Source organism: Pseudomonas sp. TE3552, assembly GCF_056278945.1.
Genome location: NZ_JBWBQJ010000001.1, coordinates 5,086,034 through 5,105,695, shown reverse-complemented (window position 1 = coordinate 5,105,695; position 19,662 = coordinate 5,086,034). Strand labels below are relative to the sequence as shown.

16 protein-coding genes are annotated in these 19,662 nt (G+C 61.4%); 15 read left to right on the top strand and 1 reads right to left on the bottom strand.

All coding sequences use genetic code 11. The annotated features are described in order from the left end of the window. Positions 1-56 precede the first annotated feature (56 nt). The 11 genes from ACZ9BB_RS23090 to pgaD all read left to right on the top strand — a co-directional run bounded on the left by ACZ9BB_RS23090 (position 57) and on the right by pgaD (position 14,197). A complete protein-coding gene (locus ACZ9BB_RS23090) occupies positions 57-485 on the top strand; it encodes a MarR family winged helix-turn-helix transcriptional regulator (protein ID WP_476216514.1) in 429 nt (142 codons plus the stop codon). Further along, positions 482-2,554, top strand: a complete 2,073-nt coding sequence (locus ACZ9BB_RS23085) for an FUSC family protein (protein ID WP_476216512.1) — start codon at positions 482-484, stop codon at positions 2,552-2,554. The genes ACZ9BB_RS23090 and ACZ9BB_RS23085 overlap by 4 nt, the downstream gene beginning before the upstream one ends. Further along, on the top strand, positions 2,551-2,760 hold the full coding sequence (locus ACZ9BB_RS23080; RefSeq protein ID WP_476216511.1) for a DUF1656 domain-containing protein: 210 nt from the start codon (positions 2,551-2,553) through the stop codon (positions 2,758-2,760). The genes ACZ9BB_RS23085 and ACZ9BB_RS23080 overlap by 4 nt, the downstream gene beginning before the upstream one ends. Beyond that, entirely contained in the window at positions 2,757-3,644 is an 888-nt protein-coding gene (locus ACZ9BB_RS23075) for an efflux RND transporter periplasmic adaptor subunit (RefSeq protein ID WP_476216509.1), read from the top strand. Before ACZ9BB_RS23080 ends, ACZ9BB_RS23075 begins: the two co-directional genes overlap by 4 nt. Continuing rightward, the gene (locus tag ACZ9BB_RS23070) at positions 3,641-5,089 is read left to right on the top strand and encodes an efflux transporter outer membrane subunit (protein WP_476216507.1); all 1,449 of its coding nucleotides are present in this window, start codon (positions 3,641-3,643) and stop codon (positions 5,087-5,089) included. The genes ACZ9BB_RS23075 and ACZ9BB_RS23070 overlap by 4 nt, the downstream gene beginning before the upstream one ends. 81 nt (positions 5,090-5,170) lie before the next feature. Beyond that, positions 5,171-5,806: an NADH:ubiquinone oxidoreductase subunit N gene (locus tag ACZ9BB_RS23065; protein ID WP_476216505.1), complete on the top strand. Its 636-nt coding sequence runs from the start codon at positions 5,171-5,173 to the stop codon at positions 5,804-5,806. Positions 5,807-6,008: 202 nt separating this feature from the next. Beyond that, positions 6,009-7,514, top strand: a complete 1,506-nt coding sequence (locus tag ACZ9BB_RS23060; RefSeq protein WP_476216503.1) for a YdgA family protein — start codon at positions 6,009-6,011, stop codon at positions 7,512-7,514. A gap of 311 nt (positions 7,515-7,825) precedes the next feature. Then, complete coding sequence (gene pgaA, locus ACZ9BB_RS23055; protein WP_476216501.1) at positions 7,826-10,306, top strand: poly-beta-1,6 N-acetyl-D-glucosamine export porin PgaA; 2,481 nt, start codon at positions 7,826-7,828, stop codon at positions 10,304-10,306. Positions 10,307-10,318: 12 nt separating this feature from the next. After that, the gene (pgaB, locus tag ACZ9BB_RS23050; RefSeq protein ID WP_476216499.1) at positions 10,319-12,316 is read left to right on the top strand and encodes a poly-beta-1,6-N-acetyl-D-glucosamine N-deacetylase PgaB; all 1,998 of its coding nucleotides are present in this window, start codon (positions 10,319-10,321) and stop codon (positions 12,314-12,316) included. Position 12,317: 1 nt separating this feature from the next. Next, positions 12,318-13,673: a poly-beta-1,6-N-acetyl-D-glucosamine synthase gene (pgaC, locus tag ACZ9BB_RS23045; protein WP_476216497.1), complete on the top strand. Its 1,356-nt coding sequence runs from the start codon at positions 12,318-12,320 to the stop codon at positions 13,671-13,673. Next, positions 13,670-14,197, top strand: coding sequence for a poly-beta-1,6-N-acetyl-D-glucosamine biosynthesis protein PgaD (gene pgaD, locus ACZ9BB_RS23040; protein WP_476216496.1), 528 nt, complete (start codon positions 13,670-13,672; stop codon positions 14,195-14,197). The genes pgaC and pgaD overlap by 4 nt, the downstream gene beginning before the upstream one ends. 173 nt (positions 14,198-14,370) lie before the next feature. Here the strand turns inward: pgaD and ACZ9BB_RS23035 are convergent, their stop codons facing one another. Continuing rightward, a complete protein-coding gene (locus ACZ9BB_RS23035; RefSeq protein WP_476216494.1) occupies positions 14,371-15,900 on the bottom strand; it encodes an FAD-dependent oxidoreductase in 1,530 nt (509 codons plus the stop codon). A 138-nt stretch (positions 15,901-16,038) separates the two neighbouring features. On the opposite strand from ACZ9BB_RS23035, the gene ACZ9BB_RS23030 reads away from it, so the two are divergent. The 4 genes from ACZ9BB_RS23030 to ACZ9BB_RS23015 all read left to right on the top strand — a co-directional run bounded on the left by ACZ9BB_RS23030 (position 16,039) and on the right by ACZ9BB_RS23015 (position 19,657). Beyond that, entirely contained in the window at positions 16,039-16,599 is a 561-nt protein-coding gene (locus ACZ9BB_RS23030; RefSeq protein WP_476216492.1) for a YbhB/YbcL family Raf kinase inhibitor-like protein, read from the top strand. Positions 16,600-16,686: 87 nt separating this feature from the next. After that, on the top strand, positions 16,687-18,423 hold the full coding sequence (locus ACZ9BB_RS23025) for a vWA domain-containing protein (protein ID WP_476216490.1): 1,737 nt from the start codon (positions 16,687-16,689) through the stop codon (positions 18,421-18,423). Positions 18,424-18,440: 17 nt separating this feature from the next. After that, a complete protein-coding gene (locus ACZ9BB_RS23020) occupies positions 18,441-19,022 on the top strand; it encodes an RNA polymerase sigma factor (protein WP_476216488.1) in 582 nt (193 codons plus the stop codon). Then, positions 19,019-19,657, top strand: a complete 639-nt coding sequence (locus tag ACZ9BB_RS23015) for a hypothetical protein (protein ID WP_476216486.1) — start codon at positions 19,019-19,021, stop codon at positions 19,655-19,657. Before ACZ9BB_RS23020 ends, ACZ9BB_RS23015 begins: the two co-directional genes overlap by 4 nt. Positions 19,658-19,662: the final 5 nt, after the last annotated feature.

Below are 19,662 nucleotides of genomic sequence, written 5' to 3'. Positions count from 1 at the left end.
AGTTAGCAAACTAACAGTGTGTGTATTCCCTCGTGCCGAACCTCGCCGCTCTCCAGATGAACATCAGCAGCTCCATGGTGGTGGCCGCCAGGCATTGGCGCAAAATCTGCCAGACCACGCTGGTCAACTATGGAATTTCCGAAGCCTGCGCCGTGCCATTGTTGATGATCGGGCGTTTGGGCGAGGGTGTGCGGCAGGTGACGGTGGCGCAGGCGGCGGGGATGGAAAGTCCGTCTCTGGTGCGGTTGCTGGATCAGCTGTGTCATGCCGGTTACGTTTGCCGGACCGAAGACGTCCATGACCGACGCGCCAAGTGCCTGAGCCTGACCGAGACCGGTCGCGAGTTGGTGCAGGCGGTCGAAATCGAATTGGTGCGCTTGCGCCATGAAGTACTCGAAGGGATCGACCAGAGTGATCTGGAGGCGGCGCTGCGGGTACTGAGAGCCTTCGAAACGGCCAATCATCCATCGGTGGCCCACCCTTGAACGGGTTTTTCATCGGCGTGCCCCCGGCGCGGGACTGGTTCTACGGTGTGCGCACCTTCGCGGCATCGATGATCGCGCTGTACATCGCCATGCTCATGCAAATGCCCCGTCCGTATTGGGCGATGGCCACGGTGTATATCGTTTCCAGTCCCTTCGTCGGCCCTACCAGCTCCAAGGCGTTGTACCGCGCGGTCGGCACCTTACTGGGTGCGGCGGCGGCGGTTTTTTTCGTGCCGATGTTCGTCCAGAGCCCTTATGTGCTGGTGGTGGTCATTGCGCTGTGGACCGGGATTTTGCTCTTCCTGTCCCTGCACCTGCGCACCGCCAACAGCTACGCCTTGATGCTCGCCGGTTACACCTTGCCGCTGATCGCCCTGCCGGTGGTGGATAACCCATTGGCGGTGTGGGACGTGGCTGAAGCGCGCACTGAAGAGATCTTTCTCGGCATTGCCGTGGCAGCAGTGGTCGGCGCCATGTTCTGGCCGCGGCGGCTGGCGCCAGTGTTCAACGATTCGGTGAATAAATGGTTCGCCGATGCCTCGACCTACAGCCTGCGCTTCCTCAGTCGCAACGTGCAGCCGGACGAAGTCAGTGCCCTGCGTTCATCGATGGTGGCGAACTTCAACAGCCTGGAATTGATGATCGGTCAGTTGCCCCACGAGGGTGCTCGGCCGCAAACGGTGCGTAATACCAAGGAGCTGCGCGGGCGGATGATCCATTTGCTGCCGGTAATCGACGACCTCGACGATGCGCTGCACGCCCTCGAGCGGCGCACGCCGGAGCTTGTGGATAAGTTCGCGCCGCTGCTGGCCGTGACCACTGAATGGCTCGACCATCGCGATGCTGATCTCGAGCGCTGGCAGGCCCTGAAAAACCGGCTCGAAGCGCTGCAGCCGAGTGCCGAGGCGCTGGATGAGCGCAAGCAGTTGTTGTTCTCCAACGCCCTGTATCGCCTCGGCGAATGGATCGATGTGTGGCAAGACTGCCGCAGCCTGCAATACGCCATTCAGTGTGAAAGCCAGGACAGTTGGCGCGCGGTGTATCGGCACTGGCGCCTCGGTCGGCTGTCGCCGTTTCTCGACCGTGGGTTGATGCTCTATTCGGCGGCGTCCACGGTCACCGCCATTATTGTCGCCTCGGTGCTGTGGATTCTGCTCGGCTGGACTGACGGCGGCAGCGCGGTGATCCTGGCGGCGGTGGCGTGCAGTTTCTTCGCGTCGATGGACGACCCGGCACCGCAGATCTACCGGTTCTTTTTCTGGACCGCGATGTCGGTGCTGTTCGCCAGCCTTTATCTGTTTCTGATCCTGCCGAACCTGCATGATTTCCCGATGCTGGTGCTGGCGTTCGCCATCCCGTTCATCTGCGTCGGCACTCTGACGGTGCAGCCGCGTTTCTACCTGGGCATGCTGCTGACCATCGTTAATACCTCGTCCTTCATCAGTATTCAGGGCGCCTACGACGCGGATTTCCTCAGCTTCGCCAACTCCAACCTGGCCGGCCCTATGGGCTTGCTGTTCGCGTTCATCTGGACCCTGATCGCCCGGCCATTCGGCGCCGAACTGGCGGCCAAACGCCTGACCCGTTTCAGCTGGCGCGACATTGTCAGCCTCACCGAGCCGGCTTCGTTGGCCGAACACCGGCAATTGGGCGTGCAGATCCTCGATCGCCTGATGCAGCATTTGCCGCGCCTGGCCATGACCGGGCAGGACACCGGCATCGCGCTGCGCGAAGTGCGCGTGGCGCTGAATCTGCTGGACCTGCTCGCCTATTTGCCGCGAGTCACCGGCGTGCCGCAAGTGCTGCTGCGTCAGGTGGTGACCGAAGTCGGCGAGTACTTCAAGGCCTGTCTCAAGGCGGGCGAGCGCCTGCCGGCGCCAGGCCCATTGCTGATGACCCTCGACCGCACCCGCCGCGCCCTCGGTGGCCAGGGTGATGAGCAAACCCGTCTGCACCTGCTGCACGCCTTGAGCGGCCTGCGTCTGGCGCTGTTGCCGGGGGTCGAATTTGTCGGCACGGGCGAGCTCGAAGAGCCGCTTCCCCATGGCATCGATGGAGCGCCTTTATGATCGGTGATCTGGATATCAGCGGGGTGTTCCTGCCCACGCTGCTGGTGCTGATGGGCATTACCTACGTGTTGTACCTGTTGGTGCACGGGTTGCTGACGCGCCTGCACTTTTACCGTCTGGTCTGGCACCGGGCATTGTTCAACGTGGCTCTTTACGCCGTGCTGCTCGGCACCGTGGACTCACTCAGTCGATACCTGATGACATGAAAAAACCTATATTGACCCTCGGCCGCGTAGTCCTGACGCTGTTGATCGTGACCTTCGCTGTTGTCGTGGTCTGGCGCATGGTCATGTATTACATGTTCGCGCCCTGGACCCGGGACGGGCACATCCGCGCCGACATCGTGCAGATCGCCCCGGACGTATCAGGGCTGATCCAGCAAGTGGAAGTGCGCGACAACCAATGGGTGAAACGCGGCCAGGTGCTGTTCAGCATTGATCAGGACCGCTTCAAACTGGCGCTGCGTCAGGCGAAAGCAGCGGTGGCCGACCGTCAGGAAACCCTGGCTCAGGCGCAACGGGAAGCCAAGCGTAACCGTGGCCTGGGCAATCTGGTGCCGGCCGAACAACTGGAAGAAAGCCAGTCCCGTGTTGCCCGCGCCGAAGTTGCATTAATGGAGGCGCAGGTGACGGTGGACAGCGCCCAGCTCAACCTCGACCGCTCGGTGATCCGCAGTCCGGTGGATGGCTACGTCAACGACCGGGCGCCGCGCTCCCAGGAGTTCGTCACGGCTGGACGGCCGGTGTTGTCGGTGGTGGACAGCAATTCCTTCCACATCGACGGTTATTTCGAAGAAACCAAACTGGACGGCATTCATGTCGGCCAAGGCGTTGACATTCGGGTGGTCGGTGACCGTGCCCGCCTGCGCGGGCACGTGGAAAGCATCGTCGCCGGCATCGAAGACCGCGACCGCAGCAGCGGCAGCAATCTGTTGCCCAACGTCAATCCGGCATTCAGTTGGGTGCGGCTGGCCCAGCGGATTCCGGTGCGGATCGCTTTTGATGAGGTGCCGGAAGATTTCCGCATGATTGCCGGGCGTACGGCCACGGTGTCGATCATTGACGAGCAAACCCGGGAGCCGGCGAAATGAGCAGGGCCTCGGGTTTGGCGGTCGCCGGATTGGGTTTGTTGCTGTCGGCCTGTCAGGTGGTGGGGCCGGATTATCACTTGCCGGACGAGGCCGCCGTGCACCGTGCAGACTTTCAGGGCGACCTGGCGGTGAATGGCAAAAATGTTGTTTCGGCACCGGTGCCCAGCGATTGGTGGCGCCTGTATCAGGATCCGCGTCTGGACCAATTGGTGCAGCAGGCCATGGCCTCCAACACCGATTTGCGGGTGGCGGCGGCGAATCTTTCGCGGGCTCGCGCCCAGGTCGACGAAGCGCAGGCGGCGGGCGGTTGGAGCGGCGGCGTGAAAGTCGGTGCCCAGCGTTTACAGGAATCCGGTGAGGCGTTCTTGCTACCGGAGAAAGTGCCGGTGGCCAATGTCGGTGACATCGGCATCACCACCTCGTATCAGTTCGACCTGTTCGGCACCTTGCAGCGCGGTATCGAAGCGGCCAAAGCCAACGCCGATGCGACCCAGGCGGCGGCAGACACCGCGCGCATCACCTTGGTGGCCGATGTGGTGCGGGCTTACACCCAAGTCTGTGCGGCCAATGAAGAACGGGGGATCGCTCAGCATTCCCTCGACCTGCAAGCCCAGAGCACCACCCTGACCCAGCGCTTGCGCGATGCCGGGCGCGGCGATGAAACCCAGGTCACCCGTTCGCAAACCCAATTCAAATCCTTGCGCGCCGATATGCCGCGTTATGAGGCGGCGCGTCAGGCCGGATTGTTCCGTTTGTCGATGCTGCTGGCCAAACCGGTCGAGCAATTGCCGGCGGGCACCAGTGATTGCGCTGAGCTGCCGAAAATTACCCAATTGTTGCCGGTAGGTGACGGCGCCACGTTGCTCAAACGCCGGCCCGACGTGCGCCAGGCCGAGCGCAGATTGGCGGCCGCAACTGCCGGCATCGGTATTGCCACCGGCGAGTTGTACCCGGACATCAGCATCGGTGCGAGCATTGGCACAGTCGGGATTCTGGAAAACCTCGGCAAACCGTCGACCAATCGCTGGGGCTTTGGCCCGCTGCTGAGCTGGACCGTGCCGTCCAACGGCTCCCGCGCGCGAATCCGTGAGGCCGAGGCCGCGACCCAAGGCACGCTGGCGCATTTCGATGGCGTGGTACTCAACGCCATTCGCGAGACTCAGACCGGGCTGGCGCAATATGCAGCTCAACTTCAACGCCGCGATGCGTTGGCCGATGCCGAGCAATCGGCGCAACTGGCGGCAGACCAGACCCACCGCTTCTTCCAGGCTGGCCGCGCGTCGTTCCTGGCGGACCTGCAAGCGACCCGCACTTACACCGACGTACGGGCGCAACTGGCCTCGGCCAGCACGCAAGTCGCCATGAGCCAGATCGATTTGTTCCTCGCTTTGGGCGGTGGCTGGGAAAGCGGACGAACGCAAGGCTCACAACCCGGCAAACCCTGAGGCCGTTGCTATGCTTTGATTTGATGGGGACGCGCGGCGAACCCGTCGATCAAGGCTTGCGTTGGTCATGGGGATCTAATAATGAAAAACCCTTATGCTCCTGGCTTCTGGTGCGCCATTGCGGCATTGGTTTTGCTGTCGGCCACCTATTTCTACGGCGTCATGCTGGCCCACCAGCTCGACAAGGCGCTGATCTTCCTCGACAGCGCGGCGGCGCTGATCGCCGTGATGGCCATTGTGGTGGTCGCCTGGGCCTCGCTCCAGGGCCAGCGCATCAAAAAAAGACAACTCGAACAAGGCAAGACCCTGGTGCTGATCTGGGACACCAAGGTGGCTTTGCGTCGCGTCGAGACGGTGTTCGACCGGTATTTCTGGGGCAGTTACTGGCAACCGGGGCGCACGTTCCAGGAAGTCATGGGCGAACTCACCGGCACACCGCTGGAAAAAAGCCTCGAAACCTTGAAAAAACAATGCCTGGCGCTGGACAAGCAAGTGGCCGACGAGGGGTGGCACTGGCTTAACAACGCCCGAGAGCTGTCCGATGTCGCCAACGCCATGGCCCGTGAACGCTATCAACTGGACTTCTGCGACCCGCGCGCGGAAGTGACCGGCGGGGCGGTAATCAATCGGGATTTTGAAGTGCTGGTGTATACGTGGACTGCGCGGTTGAAAAGCTTCGATCATCAGCTTGATGAAATTGAAGTGCAGTATTCCTGAGTCGATGTCGTTTGCACTGACGCCATCGAAACTCTCGCCCCCATGCGCGGGCCATAGACACTCTTTCACCTTTAATCATTGGGCCGCTTTGCGGCGCAAATGCTAATCTCCATCCCACTTTCGGCGCAGTCGTGACCATAACCCGTCATGGGTTCAGGGAAGACGACCACACTTTCAACAACGGACATTGATCGGGTACTTCATGAATAAATCAGCAGGCGTGCTTCTAGGAATCGTCGTGGCCATCGGTGCAATCAGCGCTGGCGGTGCGTGGTACACCGGCAGCAAGCTCGACGGGGTGCTGAACACCTCGATCGCCGATGCCAACAAAGAGCTGGCGGCCGCGCTGGCAGGTTCCAACGGCACCGCATCGCTGGAGCTGGTGTCGCTGGAGCGCCATGTGTTCAGCAGCACCGCGCACTATCGCCTCAAGGGCGAGGGCGAGATGTTTGGTGAAGCGCCGGTCGAGTTGCTGTTCGTCGACCGCCTCGAACACGGCCCGCTGCCGTTCTCGCGTCTGGTATCGCTAAAGTGGTTGCCGGTCCTGGCCACCAGTCACTACGAGCTGGAAAAGACCCCGCTGACTGAAAAGTGGTTCGCCGCCGCCAAGGACAAATCCCCGGTCAAAGGCGTGGTCAACATCGGCTACGACAACTCCACTAAGGGCTCTCTCGAGTTTCTGCCGCTGGAAGCAGCGCTGGATGACAAGTCCAATCTGACCTTCTCGGGCTTGAAACTCGACGTGGCCGCCAGCGCCCAGGCGCAAAAGGTCAAGGCCGACGGTTACATGGACAGCCTGAAACTGACCACCGTGGCTGAAGATCAGACCCCGGTGCAGGTCGAGCTCAACGGCTTGACCGTGGCCAGTAACCTGAACAAAAGCACGTACGGTTATTACACCGGCGAAAACACCGTCGAGCTGACCAACAGCAAAACCACCTTCGGCCCCAAGCAGTCGGTACTGGGCTTCAAGAACTTTGAAATGAAGAACCAGACCGAGGAATCAGGCACCAACGCTTCGGGGCGTGCCGATTACAAAGTCGGTGAAGTGTCCTTGAACGGTAAGGTTATCGGTTCTGCGCAGATGGCCATGAGCCTGAAAAACCTCGACATCCCGTCAACGATGTCGCTGATGCAGATCTACCAGACCAAACTGCAACCCTACGAAAGGGCCGCTGCTGAAGCTGCTGCAGCCGGTGAACCGGCGCCACAGCTGAACCTGACCCCGGCCGAAGAGGCGCAGGTCAAGACCGGTCTGGAGAAGCTGCTGGCCGCAGGTCCGCAGGTGGCCTTGGAAAACCTGTCGTTCAACACCAGCAATGGCGAAAGCCGCGCCAACCTGGTGCTGGACCTGACCAAACCGCAATCCATGGACCTGCCGCCGGACCAGTTGGTCAAGCAGTTGATCGCGTTGCTGGAGTTCAACGTACTGGTGTCCAAGCCAATGCTCATTGACGTACTCAGCGTGCAGTCGCAAATCGACGGTCAGACCGACGCCAAGCTCATCGCTGATCAGGCGAGCGCCACCGCTGACATGTTCGGCAGCATGGCGGTCGGGACACAACTGGCGAAACTGGACGGTAATAACGTCGTCACCAAGCTGCACTACGCCAACAATCAGGTGGACTTCAATGGCCAGAAAATGACCCTCGAAGAATTTATCGGTTTCTTGATGGGCAAACTCGGCGGCGCTGGCACGATCCAGTAACACCGTAGCCTTCAGCGCAACGCCCGGCCTCTGCAATATGCAGGCGCCGGGCGTTTTGCTGTCTGGCGTTTAGACACGGGGGTTGATGCCGGACAGTTAAGCGCAACCCTGTGGGAGCGGGCTTGGCTGACTGATATTGAGAGAAATACCGAACGTCACGAATCTGAAGAAATATTGTGTCCTGAATAATTGACTACGCTTGCATGCAAGACTGTTTCGATAAAGCTTGGCTGGGTCTGTCGATCCGGCTTTCCGTTATGAATGGGCAAGGGGACATTGCGACCCGGCTGGCCATGTAAGGATGCTGACGAATGCCGCGTATTGCTGGTCCCTTTATCCATCGTGGTTTGCGCCCCGTATTTCGCCTTGCGCTGTGCAGCCAATTGCTGTGGCCGGTGCTGGCGTTTGCCGACACCCCCTATGACCAAATGGTTCGCGATGCGCGGGCCGGCAATTACACGCCTGCGCTGACCGTATTGCGCCAGGTGCCTGTAAACCAGGCCACCACCGGCCAGATCAGCGATCATTTGCAGATCGCCAGTTGGGCCGGTCTGGACGCCGAAGTGATCCAGGTCTATGAAACCCAGGGGCGCAATCGGGCGTTGCCGGTCCAGGCCCTGACCGCCACCGCGCGGGCCTATCGCAACCTCAAGCGCTGGGACTCGGCGATCCAGGTGTACAACAAGGCCCTGGCCCTGGCGCCACAAAATCCTGATCTCCAACTGGGCCTGGCGCTGACCCAGGCCGATGCCGGCAAACCTGACGAGGCCGTCGCCCGCACCAGGGCACTGGCGGCGGCGAAACCGGATGATCCTTCCCGTCGCCTGGCCCTGGCCTACGCCTTGAGCCGCGCCGGTGCCACCTACGACGCATTGTTCGAATACGACCAGGCCTTCATCCGTGCCGGCAGCAAGCCCGAAGTCGCGCGCGAATACGTGGTTGCCCTGCAACGCGCCCGTTTGCCGGAACCGGCCTTGCGCCTGGCTCGCCAGCGGCCGGGGTTGCTGGATCCGGTCACGCTGCGCCGCCTCGAAGGTGACATGGCCGCAGAACGCGTGCGTCTGGCTGAACTGGCCACCCGCAGCGAAAAAGAACGTTATGTGATCGCCGATCGGGCCTTGGCCGATTACGACCAGTTGCTGGCCACCTGGACGCCAGACCCTCAGGCTCACGATGACGTCATCCGCTGGCGAATCGACCGCATGGGCGCCCTCAAGGCCCGTGCGCGCACTGCCGATGTGATCGCCGAATATCAGAAGCTGCTCGGCGAAGGCGTGAAGATTCCGACTTATGCCCTGCGTTGGGTGGCGTCGTCGTATCTGGACCAGCGTCAGCCGGAAATCGCCACCGACTTGTATCGCCAGGTGCTGGTCGCACCGGATGCCGATGTCGGCGACCGTCTGGAGGACAGCACCGCGCTCTACTACGCCTTGCTCGAAAGCGACAAAGCTGATGAAGCACGTCAGGTCGCCGAAGACGTGGCCAAGACCCAGAAACCGCGAATCGAGCTCAAGGGCTTGCCAGTGGGCAATCCCAACGATGAATGGATGGACGCGCAGCAACTGGCCGCCCAGGCCGGCACTTACGGCGCCGATCTGCCGTCGGGCGAGCAACGTTTGCAGACCCTGGTCGATCAGGCGCCGGGTAACCTCGGCCTGCGCCTGGCCCAGGCCGATCTGTATCTGGCCCGGGACTGGCCACGGCGCGCCGAGAATCAGCTCAAGGAAACCGAGAGCATGGCCCCGCGGGACATTGGGCTGGAAATTGCGCAGGGCCACACCGCCATGGACCTGCAGGAATGGCGGCAGATGGATGCGCTGACCGACGATGTGGTCGCGCGTTTCCCCGACAGCCGTCAGGTGCAACGTTTACAGCGTCAGCGTGAAGTCCATGACATGGCCGAGTTGCGGGTGCAAGCCTACGGCGGCAAGACTTATGGCGGTGGCAACGACAACGTCGGGGCGGTCAACGGCAGTCGCGATTTCGGCATCGAAACCACCCTGTACAGCCCACCTATCGATGAAGACTGGCGCCTGTTCGCCGGTGTCGGTTACGCCACCGGCGATTTCCAGGAAGGCACCGGCCACCATCGATTCCAGCGCGTCGGGCTCGAACGTCGGACTCGCGACATGTCCCTGGAAGCGGAAGTCTCCAACCATTCCTACGGCTTTGGCGATAAACAGGGCGCGCGTCTGGCGATTGCCCGAGACATCGATGATCACTGGCAGTACGGCGGCAGCCTCGAGTACTTGTCGGCACAAACGCCGTTGCGAGCCTTGAACAGTGACATCACCGCCAATGGCGGCAGTGGCTTTATCCGCTGGCGCGCCAATGAAAGCCGTGAGTGGAAACTGGCGGTCAGCCCCTCGCACTTCAGCGACGGCAACAACCGTGTCGAAGCCTTGCTCACCGGTCGCGAGGGCGTTTATCGCGCGCCGGGGCTGCAGGTCGACCTCGGCCTGGAAGTCGGCAGCAGCCATAACTCCAAGTCCGAAGACGTGCCGTACTTCAACCCCAAATCCGACTTCAGCGTGCTGCCGACGGTGAACGTCAATCACGTGCTCTACCACCGCTATGAAACCTCCTGGAGCCAGCAGTTCCAGGCCGGTGCGGGCACTTACAGCCAGCGCGATCACGGCACTGGCGGCATCGGCCTGCTGGGTTACGGCCAGCGCTACAGCTGGAACGATGTATTCGAGGTGGGCGGCATGCTGAGTGTGATCAATCGGCCTTATGACGGCGACCGCGAAACCGATCTGCGCCTGCTCGTCGACCTTACTTACCGCTTCTAGAAGAGTTTGAAGATGCCTTTTATTTCGCGTTTCATCCTTCTGCTGGGAGTGCTGTTGATCAGCGCCTGCGCCCAGCAAGCCCCGGCCTTCGCACCGCCGTCCGAACGCCCGGTAGCGGCCAATGAAAAGCCGTGGCCAAAAAACCATGTGCTGGGGATTGCTTACCACGACATCGAAGACCGCGACCCCGATCAGGCGGTGGTGGCCGTGCGCACCGAACGGCTGATCGAGCAACTGGCGTGGTTGCGGGAGAACGACTACAAGCCGGTCACCGTCGACCAAATCATGGCCGCTCGCAACGGCGGCCCCGAGCTGCCGCCACGGGCGATCCTACTGAGTTTCGACGACGGTTATTCGAGCTTCTACACCCGCGTGTTGCCGGTGCTGCGCGCCTACAACTGGCACGCCTTGCTGGCACCGGTCGGAGTGTGGATCGATACACCGCTGAACCAGCCTGTGGACTTCGCCGGTACACCGCGCAAACGTTCGGACTTCCTGACCTGGGAGCAGATCGGGGAAATCTCCCGATCCGGCCTGGTGGAAATCGCCGCCCACACTGACGCCAGCCACAAAGGCGTGTTGGCCAACCCGCAAGGCAACCTGCAACCGGCGGCCGCGACCCGGCGCTATGACGCTGCCACCGGTCGCTATGAAACCGAAGCCCAATTCCAGGCCCGGATGCGCGCCGATGTGGCGGCCATCTCGGAGAAGATCCGCAAGGTCACCGGTTACAAGCCGCGGGTCTGGGTCTGGCCGTACGGCACTGCGGATGGCACCTCGCTGCAAGTGATCGACGACCAGGGCTATCAGATGGCCCTGACCCTGGACGACGGCCTCGATGCCCTCGACAACCTGATGAGCAGCCCGCGCTTTTTGGTAGCCTCGGACCCGGATGGCGAACACTTCGCTAACAGCATCGTCGCGGTGCAGTCCGAATCGCCGATGCGCGTGGTGCATGTGGATCTGGATAATGTCTATGACCCGGATCCGGCCCAACAGGAAATCAACCTCGGCAAACTGGTCCAGCGCATGGCCGACATGGGCGCCAACACGGTGTTCCTGCAAGCCTTCGCCGACCCTGCGGGCGATGGTCTGGTGCATTCGCTGTACTTCCCCAACCGTCACCTGCCGATGCGTGCCGATATTTTCGACCGCGTGGCCTGGCAGTTGCGCACTCGGGCTCATGTCAAAATCTATGCCTGGATGCCGGTGCTGAGTTTTGCCCTGGATTCGAAGCTGCCGCGGGTCACTCGCTGGGACCCGAAAACCGCTACCACCTCGATCGAACCGGACCAGTACAAGCGCCTGTCGCCATTCGACCCGAATGTGCGGCGCATCATTGGTGAAATCTACGAAGACATGGCGCGCCTGACCTCGGTCGACGGCGTCCTCTATCACGATGACGCGGTGTTGTCGGACTTCGAAGATGCCGGTCCCGAAGCCCTGAAAGTCTATGCTGCCAACGGTCTGCCGGGCTCGATTGCCGCCCTGCGCGCCGATCCGGCCACCCTGCAACGCTGGACACGCTTCAAGAGCCGCTACCTGATCGATTTCACTCGCGAACTGACCGCCAAGGTCCGCGCCATCCGTGGCCCGCAAGTGCACACGGCGCGCAATATTTTCGCCGAGCCGGTGCTCAACCCCGAGAGCGAAGCCTGGTTTGCACAGAACCTCGATGACTTCCTGGGCGCCTACGACTGGACGGCGCCGATGGCCATGCCGCTCATGGAAAAACAGAGTCGCCAGCAATCCGGTCCCTGGCTCGAAACACTGGTGGCGACGGTCAAGTCACGCCCCGGCGCGCTCGACCGCACGGTGTTCGAATTGCAGGCCCGCGACTGGACAAAACACACCGACGCCGACATCGCCGGCGAACAGTTGGCCGACTGGATGGGCCGCCTCAAGCGTCAGGGCGCCACCAGTTTCGGCTACTACCCGGACAACTTTCTCGAGAACCAGCCGGACCTGAAAACCGTGCGGCCCGCGCTCTCCAACAAGTGGAATCCATAACATGCTGGACAGACTTCTGGCTCTGCTGGTTCTGGCGATCGTCCTCGGGGTTCCCCTTGGGCTGATTTTTCTGCTCACCGGACAATTCCTGATGGACTTCGTGTTCTTCTATCCACTGTTCATGTCGGGATTGTGGATCGCCGGCGGCCTGTATTTCTGGCTGCACTGGGAGCGGCACTGGCCATGGACGGACGATACCTTGCCGCCAGCGCTGGCCGGCGAACCGCTGATCTCGATCCTGATTCCTTGCTACAACGAGGGCGATAACGCGGCCGATACCATTCACGCGGCGCTGGCCCAGCATTACCCGAACATCGAAGTGATCGCGATCAACGACGGCTCCAAGGACAACACAGCCGCGGTGCTCGACGCACTGGCCGCGCAAGATCCGCGTCTGCGGGTGCTGCACCTGGCGGAAAACCAGGGCAAGGCCGTGGCCCTGCGTATGGGGGCCATCGCGGCGCATAGCGAGTATCTGGTGTGTATCGATGGCGACGCGTTGCTGGCGCCGAACACCGCGGCGTATCTGGTGGCGCCGATGCTCGATAATTCGCGACTGGGCGCCGTGACCGGCAACCCGCGAATCCGCACCCGTTCGACCTTGATCGGCCGCGTGCAGGTCGGCGAGTTCTCGTCGATCATCGGCCTGATCAAGCGCACTCAACGGGTGTTCGGGCGAATCTTCACTGTCTCCGGGGTAATCGTCGCCTTCCGTCGCACAGCCCTGAACCGGGTCGGCTACTGGAGCCCGGACATGATCACGGAAGACATCGACATCAGTTGGAAGCTGCAACTGGATCACTGGAGCATTTTCTACGAGCCCCGCGCGCTGTGCTGGATCCTGATGCCGGAAACCCTCGGCGGTCTGTGGAAGCAGCGCCTGCGCTGGGCCCAAGGCGGCGCCGAGGTGCTGTTCAAGAACATCCGTGGCATCTGGCAATACCGCCATCGTTACCTCTGGCCGCTGCTGTTCGAATACTGCCTGTCCACCGGTTGGGCCTTCACCTTTCTGCTGTCGGTGATTTTCTGGGGCGTCGGCAAATTCATCGAAATGCCGCCAGCCATCGCCGTCGATCACCTGATGCCCCCGGCCTTTACCGGGCTGCTGTTGGCAGTTGTCTGCCTGGTGCAATTCGCGGTCAGCATCGTGATCGACCGCCGGTACGAAAAGGGGCTCGGGAAGACCATGTTCTGGGTGGTCTGGTATCCGCTGGTGTTCTGGTTCGTCAGCCTGCTCACCACCCTGGTCAGCTTCCCGAAAGTGCTGTTCGGTCAACATCAGAAGCGCGCGCGCTGGGTCAGTCCGGACCGGGGCATCAAGCCGCTGAATGATGATGAGGAGGAGGTCATCAAATGAAAATCATCAGAACCCGGCAGCGGCCCTTTCTGGTCGTGATTGATGTCTTTTTAACCGTGCTGGCCTGGATCGGGCTGCTGTATTTGCTGGTGAGCGGTTTGTGGCCGTTGATCGATACCCATGACGGCCCGCGTATCGATGCATTGGTATTCGAAGCGCTTGGCACGTTGCAGATTTACCTGTGGGTGGCGCTGTTGAACGCGGTGATCCTGATCGGCTGGGCGCGTTATCAACAGCGCAAAAGCAAACGCTTCGCCCAGCGCCGTTTGCCGGCGCCGGTGGTGGATGATCAAGGGCTGAGCAAAAGCTTCAAGCTGACCGGCGATCGGCTGGCGAAACTACGCACGCCGGGCTCGATGACCATCCATAACAATCAGGATGGCGATGTCAGCCATGTCGTTACGCACTTCTTTCCGGTCGACCCGGCCGAGCTGCCGCCGCCTTTGGCACCGCTGGAGCATCCGCTGGTGATCCGTCTGCCGGCCGAAGATGACGATAACCGAGAGCCAATAAGCCGCGTCTAGCTTGCATTCCCCTGTGGCGAGGGGGCTTGCCCCCGTTTGAGTGCGTAGCGCTCACAAGATCGTTGGTAAATTGGAGATTTTGCGTCTGCTGCGCAGACGAACGGGGGCAAGCCCCCTCGCCACAGGTTTGCGCCTTGCCCCAGAGGTTTACGTGATTGGCGGGGGAGCAGCCGTCAACTCATGTCCCGAACCAAGCGCCACGCCTCATCCACCGACAACGGCTGTTTCATCCGTTCAGCGAGCATCGCCATCGCCCGCTCTTCATCGCAGGCCACGGCCGCCGCTACCACGCCGTTCTTGCCGAACAAGCCGATAAACGGTGGATGGTCAGGGTCGCCTTTGAACTCAACCTCGTCCCAGGCCTGGGCGTGACCGAGATAGTCGTAGTTTTTGCCGAAGTGCCAGGTCCAGAAATACGGCACGTCGAGGTAGCGTTCGTCGCCGCCGAGCATATTCGCCGCCGCAATCCGCGCCTGTTGCTGGGCCAGGCGCCAATGCTCGATCCGTTGGGGCTGGCCGTTGAGCGGGAAGGTCGCGATATCGCCGACGGCCCAGAGCCCGTCGGTCACGCGCATCCCGCCGTCGACCTTCAACGACAGATCCTTTTCTTTGGGCAAATCGGCAAACGGGGTCGTTGCCGGGGTGACGCCAATGCCGACCAGCACCAGATCCGCCGGCAAGCGCTGACCATTGTCCAGCTGCACCGCTTCGACTTTGCCTGCGCCTTCAATCCGGGCCGCTTCGCCATCGGTATGAAACACCACGCCGTTGGCCTCGTGCAGGGCACGAATCGCTTTGCCGACGGCATCGCCGAAGTGCGCCTCGAACGGGATGGCATGGCGGGCCAGGACGGTGACATCCAGGCCGTACTGACGCAGGGATGAAGCGGATTCCAGAGCAATGAAACTGTCGCCAACGATCACTGCCCGCTGACCGGGTTTTGCGCTCGTCAGAATCCGCTCCGCCTGCGCTTTCGAGCGCAGTACGAATACCTGCGGCAGATCGGCGCCAGGTAGCGACAGGGTTTTGGGGATGCCGCCGGTGGCGATCACGGCGGCGTCATAGCTCAACGATTGACCATCGGCCAGGCGCAGAGTCCGGTCCGCTGCATCCAGGCCCATCACATCGCTGTTTATCCGTTCAATGCGCTGTTCTTGATAAAAAATTTCATCGCGCAGAGGCGGGACTTCGTCCGGCGGCATCTCGCCTGCAATCACGAATTTGCTCAATACCGTACGGTCGTAGCCAGCCTCGGGCTCACGGTCGATCAGCAATACCCGGCCGCCGAAACCTTTCTCTCGCAGCGCTGCGGCACAAGCCGTACCGGCGGCCCCGGCGCCGATGATTACAAACGTCCGCTTATCATCAGCCGGCGGAGTGCTGGGGGTGGGCATTGGCTGGTCGTCGACCCAAACCTCATCGTCGCGGATTTCGAGCGGGTAGCGCCGCAGGCTGTCCAGGGACGGCGGCTCGCACAACGCACCGTCTTCAAGCCGGTAAGCCGCCTTGTGCCATGGGCAGATCAGCCGTCCCTCACACAGCGCACCTTTGGCCAATGGGGCCCCGGCGTGGGGACATTTGCCTTGATAGGCGCGCAATTGATCGCCGACCCGCAGCAAGACGATTTTTGTCTTGTCGATCCGGACTTCAAGGCCACGGTCTTGGGACACATCGGCTAAACGGGCAACGCGGTGCAGTGCCATGATCGCTCTCCGGGCAGGTGTTTCACTTAGGAGTTTGGCGCTTATTCCGAGGTTCAGCCAATTCTGCTGCCACCGCACGAACGGTCCGGCTATAGTTTGCGAGCCGACGACGGCCCCACCCGCACAAGGTGCTCCGGTATGACCCGATTGACCTCTTTGAACCCTTGGCTGGCGGCTGTTGCAGTCGCCCTTTGCGTGCAGTTTCCGGCGCAGGCCCAGGAGCGTTTCACCCTTAGCATTCCCGGTGTTTCGGACAATCGTCTGTTCACGGTGGCAGAAGCCAGCGATGTCAGCGGTTGCGGCGGCAAGAACCTGTCCCCGGCCCTGAGCTGGAATGCCGGCCCTCCGGGCACCCTCAGCTACGCCATCGTCATGCACGACCCCGACGGCCAGAAAGGCCAGGGTGTCGATCACTGGATTCGTTACGGCATCAAGGCCACGACGCGGCAGATTCCGGCCGGTGTCGGCACCAAATCCACCCTCGAAGGCATGGGCGGCACCAATATCAAAGGCACCACCACCTACATTGGTCCTTGCCCGCCCGTCGGCGACAGCTCCCATCACTACATTATCCAGCTCTACGCCCTGGACCTGGCGCCAGAAGCCTTGCCCGCCGGCCTGACCCGCGCGCAGCTGATGGAACAGATCAAAGGCCATGTGCTGAAAAACAGCAGCGTGGTGCGGCGTTATCACCGCTGAAGATTCTTTCAGGTGATTTAACCCGAACCCGGCGGGCTGTCCGTCTCAGAGGATGAATGAGTCAACTTCCTCCTGAGGTCAGCCCCCATGTCCCTTCCTCTGCATTTCCTCCGCCCGGCCGCCCAGGGTTTCGCCGCCGGGTTGTTGCTGGCCGTTGCCGGTTGCGGCGTTTCATCCACGCCAGACTCTGAGACGAACAGCCCGGCCGCGGCCGCGCCTGCGGCTCAAAGTGAACCGAAAACTGAAGCGTTGGTGCACCGCGAGGCGGTCATGGCGGACACTTCGATGGCCAAGCACAACGCGCGACCGGCACCATTGGTCGCTTTCGCGCCAATGCCGGCCGGTGAGGTTTATCCACAGGGCTATCGGGATGAGCAGCGGGAGCAATATCAGGCACTGGCCGATAACCCGATTCACAGCGTGGCAGAGGCACCGGTCTCGACCTTCAGTGCCGATGTCGATACCGGCGCTTATGCCAATGTCCGCCGCTTGCTCAATCAGGGGCGCTTGCCTCCCGAAGGGGCGGTGCGCCTGGAAGAAATGGTCAATTACTTTCCCTACGATTACGCCTTGCCCGGCGATGGCTCGCCGTTTGGCGTGACCACCGAACTGGCGCCGTCACCGTGGAACCCGCATACCCGATTGCTGCGCATCGGCATCAAGGCATCCGATCGCGCGGTGGCGGAACTGGCCCCGGCGAACCTGGTGTTTCTGATGGACGTGTCCGGCTCCATGGACCGCCGCGAAGGTTTACCGCTGGTCAAAAGCACGCTGAAATTGCTGGTCGATCAACTGCGCGAGCAGGACCGGGTTTCACTGGTGGTGTATGCCGGAGAATCTCGCGTGGTGCTGGAGCCGACTTCCGGACGGGAAAAAGCGAAAATTCGTACCGCCATCGATCAATTGACTGCAGGCGGCTCGACCGCCGGAGCATCGGGTATCGAACTGGCTTATCAAATGGCGCAACAGGCCTTCATCCCCAAAGGCATCAACCGCATCCTGCTGGCCACCGACGGTGACTTCAACGTGGGCATCAGCGACTTCGACAGCCTTAAACAAATGGCTGTGGATAAACGCAAAACCGGCGTGTCCCTGACCACCCTGGGTTTTGGTGTGGATAACTACAATGAACACCTGATGGAACAACTGGCCGACGCTGGCGACGGCAACTACGCCTACATCGACAACCTGCGCGAGGCCCGCAAGGTGTTGGTGGATCAGCTCGGCTCGACTTTGGCGGTGGTGGCAAAAAACGTGAAGCTGCAGGTGGAGTTCAATCCGGCCCAGGTCAGCGAATATCGGCTGCTGGGTTATGAGAATCGCGCCTTGAAGCGTGAGGATTTCAGCAACGACAAAATCGATGCCGGAGAAATCGGCGCAGGACATACGGTGACCGCGTTGTATGAAATTGTGCCCAAGGGAGAGAAAGGTTGGCTGGAGCCATTGCGCTATGGCAAATCTGCGGCCGATGTTTCCGCAAAAACCGGGGAATTGGCGATGCTGCGGGTGCGTTATCAGTTGCCGGAAGGTGGGAACAGTCGCTTGATCGAGCGACCAATACTGAAAGGTGAGGCCGGCAAACTCTCGGCCGCCAGCGACGATCTGAGATTTGCCGCCGCCGTCGCGGCCTTTTCCCAGCAGCTCAAGGACGGTCGTTACACCGGCGATTTCAGCCTGAAAGACACCGAAGCCCTGGCCCGTGGCGCACGGGGTGACGATCAGTTCGGCCTGCGCGGTGAGTTCGTGCAATTGGTGGAGTTGGCGCAGAGCCTGCGAGCCTCGACTGCCTCGAATCAACCATCCAACGACAACCGGATAGAGTGAAAGAGGCCAGCACTGACATGTCCGATCCTGAAATCAGCTCCGCCGCCGGCAGCGATGAATCGCTGCTGGCGCGTTATCGCTCGGGCGACGGGCCGGCGTTCGAAGTTTTGTACGCCCGCCATCGCCAGGGCCTTTATCGATTCCTCCTCGGCCTCAGCGGCAAGCCCGAACTGGCCGAAGAGGTGTACCAGGAAACCTGGCTGAGCCTGATCCGCAGCACCAGTCAGCCACAAGGTCGGGCGAATTTTCGTACCTGGCTCTACCAGATTGCCCGCAACCGACTGATCGATCACTGGCGCAAACACGGCATCCACAACCCGTTGCACGACAGCTATGACGAACAGGCTCACGCCCTGATCGATGACACGGCCGACCCCGAACAACTGCTGAGCCTGAGCCGCGACAGCCAACGCCTCGAAGCCGCCCTGCAAACTTTGCCCGCCGACCAGCGCGAAGTGTTCCTGCTGCGCGCCCACGGCGACCTCGACCTGCCGCAGATCGCCACCCTTACCGAAACCCCGCTGGAAACCGTAAAAAGCCGCTTGCGCTATGCCCAGCAAAAACTGCGTCGGCTGCTGGCCGAGGAGGTACTGACATGACTGACGCCCGACAAATACCGCCATCGCCCGACGATGAAGTGCTCAAGCATTTTCGCGATCACAGCAGCGGCGAACCACCGGCGCATCTCGACGCCTTCATCCTCGCAACGGCCCATCGCGAAGCCCCCGCGCCAAAGCCGAACCTGTGGCAACGCTGGGTGCAGGCCTGCCAGAAACCCCGTTGGCAAGTGGCATTCGCCAGCCTCGTCGGCGTCGCGCTGATGCTGGCACTGGTGCAACGCACGCCGGAACAACTGCCGAGTTACGACTTCGCGCCTGCGCCCAAAGCCTCCGCACCGCTCTCCAAACAGGAGGCGGCTGAAGCGAATGAACCCGCTGCTCGCGCCCAGACTGCACCAGCCGGCGCCATGTCCATGCCCGCACCGGCTGCGCCAATGGCGGAGTTTTCTGCACCGATGCAACGAGAGTCGATCAATAGTGAAATGGCTGACGAAGCAAAACTCAGCAAACGCTCAGCCGCGCCGGCCAAGTCATTGGATGATCAATTACGTGAGGTGATACGCCTGCAGGACTCCGGTCAGACCCAAGCCGCCGAGGCGCTGATGACGACACTGCACAAGCGCTTCCCCAAGGAAAACCTCACGGCCCGACTCAAGGATTTGCAGAAAAAATGAGGTGA

Bases quoted from the DNA above. Each gene is read 5' to 3' on its own strand.
- ACZ9BB_RS23090 (WP_476216514.1), top strand. From the start codon at position 57: ATGAACATCAGCAGCTCCATGGTGGTGGCCGCCAGGCATTGGCGCAAA.
- ACZ9BB_RS23080 (WP_476216511.1), top strand. From the start codon at position 2,551: ATGATCGGTGATCTGGATATCAGCGGGGTGTTCCTGCCCACGCTGCTG.
- ACZ9BB_RS23075 (WP_476216509.1), top strand. From the start codon at position 2,757: ATGAAAAAACCTATATTGACCCTCGGCCGCGTAGTCCTGACGCTGTTG.
- ACZ9BB_RS23070 (WP_476216507.1), top strand. From the start codon at position 3,641: ATGAGCAGGGCCTCGGGTTTGGCGGTCGCCGGATTGGGTTTGTTGCTG.
- ACZ9BB_RS23065 (WP_476216505.1), top strand. From the start codon at position 5,171: ATGAAAAACCCTTATGCTCCTGGCTTCTGGTGCGCCATTGCGGCATTG.
- ACZ9BB_RS23060 (WP_476216503.1), top strand. From the start codon at position 6,009: ATGAATAAATCAGCAGGCGTGCTTCTAGGAATCGTCGTGGCCATCGGT.
- pgaA (WP_476216501.1), top strand. From the start codon at position 7,826: ATGCCGCGTATTGCTGGTCCCTTTATCCATCGTGGTTTGCGCCCCGTA.
- pgaB (WP_476216499.1), top strand. From the start codon at position 10,319: ATGCCTTTTATTTCGCGTTTCATCCTTCTGCTGGGAGTGCTGTTGATC.
- pgaC (WP_476216497.1), top strand. From the start codon at position 12,318: ATGCTGGACAGACTTCTGGCTCTGCTGGTTCTGGCGATCGTCCTCGGG.
- pgaD (WP_476216496.1), top strand. From the start codon at position 13,670: ATGAAAATCATCAGAACCCGGCAGCGGCCCTTTCTGGTCGTGATTGAT.
- ACZ9BB_RS23035 (WP_476216494.1), bottom strand. From the start codon at position 15,900: ATGGCACTGCACCGCGTTGCCCGTTTAGCCGATGTGTCCCAAGACCGT.
- ACZ9BB_RS23030 (WP_476216492.1), top strand. From the start codon at position 16,039: ATGACCCGATTGACCTCTTTGAACCCTTGGCTGGCGGCTGTTGCAGTC.
- ACZ9BB_RS23025 (WP_476216490.1), top strand. From the start codon at position 16,687: ATGTCCCTTCCTCTGCATTTCCTCCGCCCGGCCGCCCAGGGTTTCGCC.
- ACZ9BB_RS23020 (WP_476216488.1), top strand. From the start codon at position 18,441: ATGTCCGATCCTGAAATCAGCTCCGCCGCCGGCAGCGATGAATCGCTG.
- ACZ9BB_RS23015 (WP_476216486.1), top strand. From the start codon at position 19,019: ATGACTGACGCCCGACAAATACCGCCATCGCCCGACGATGAAGTGCTC.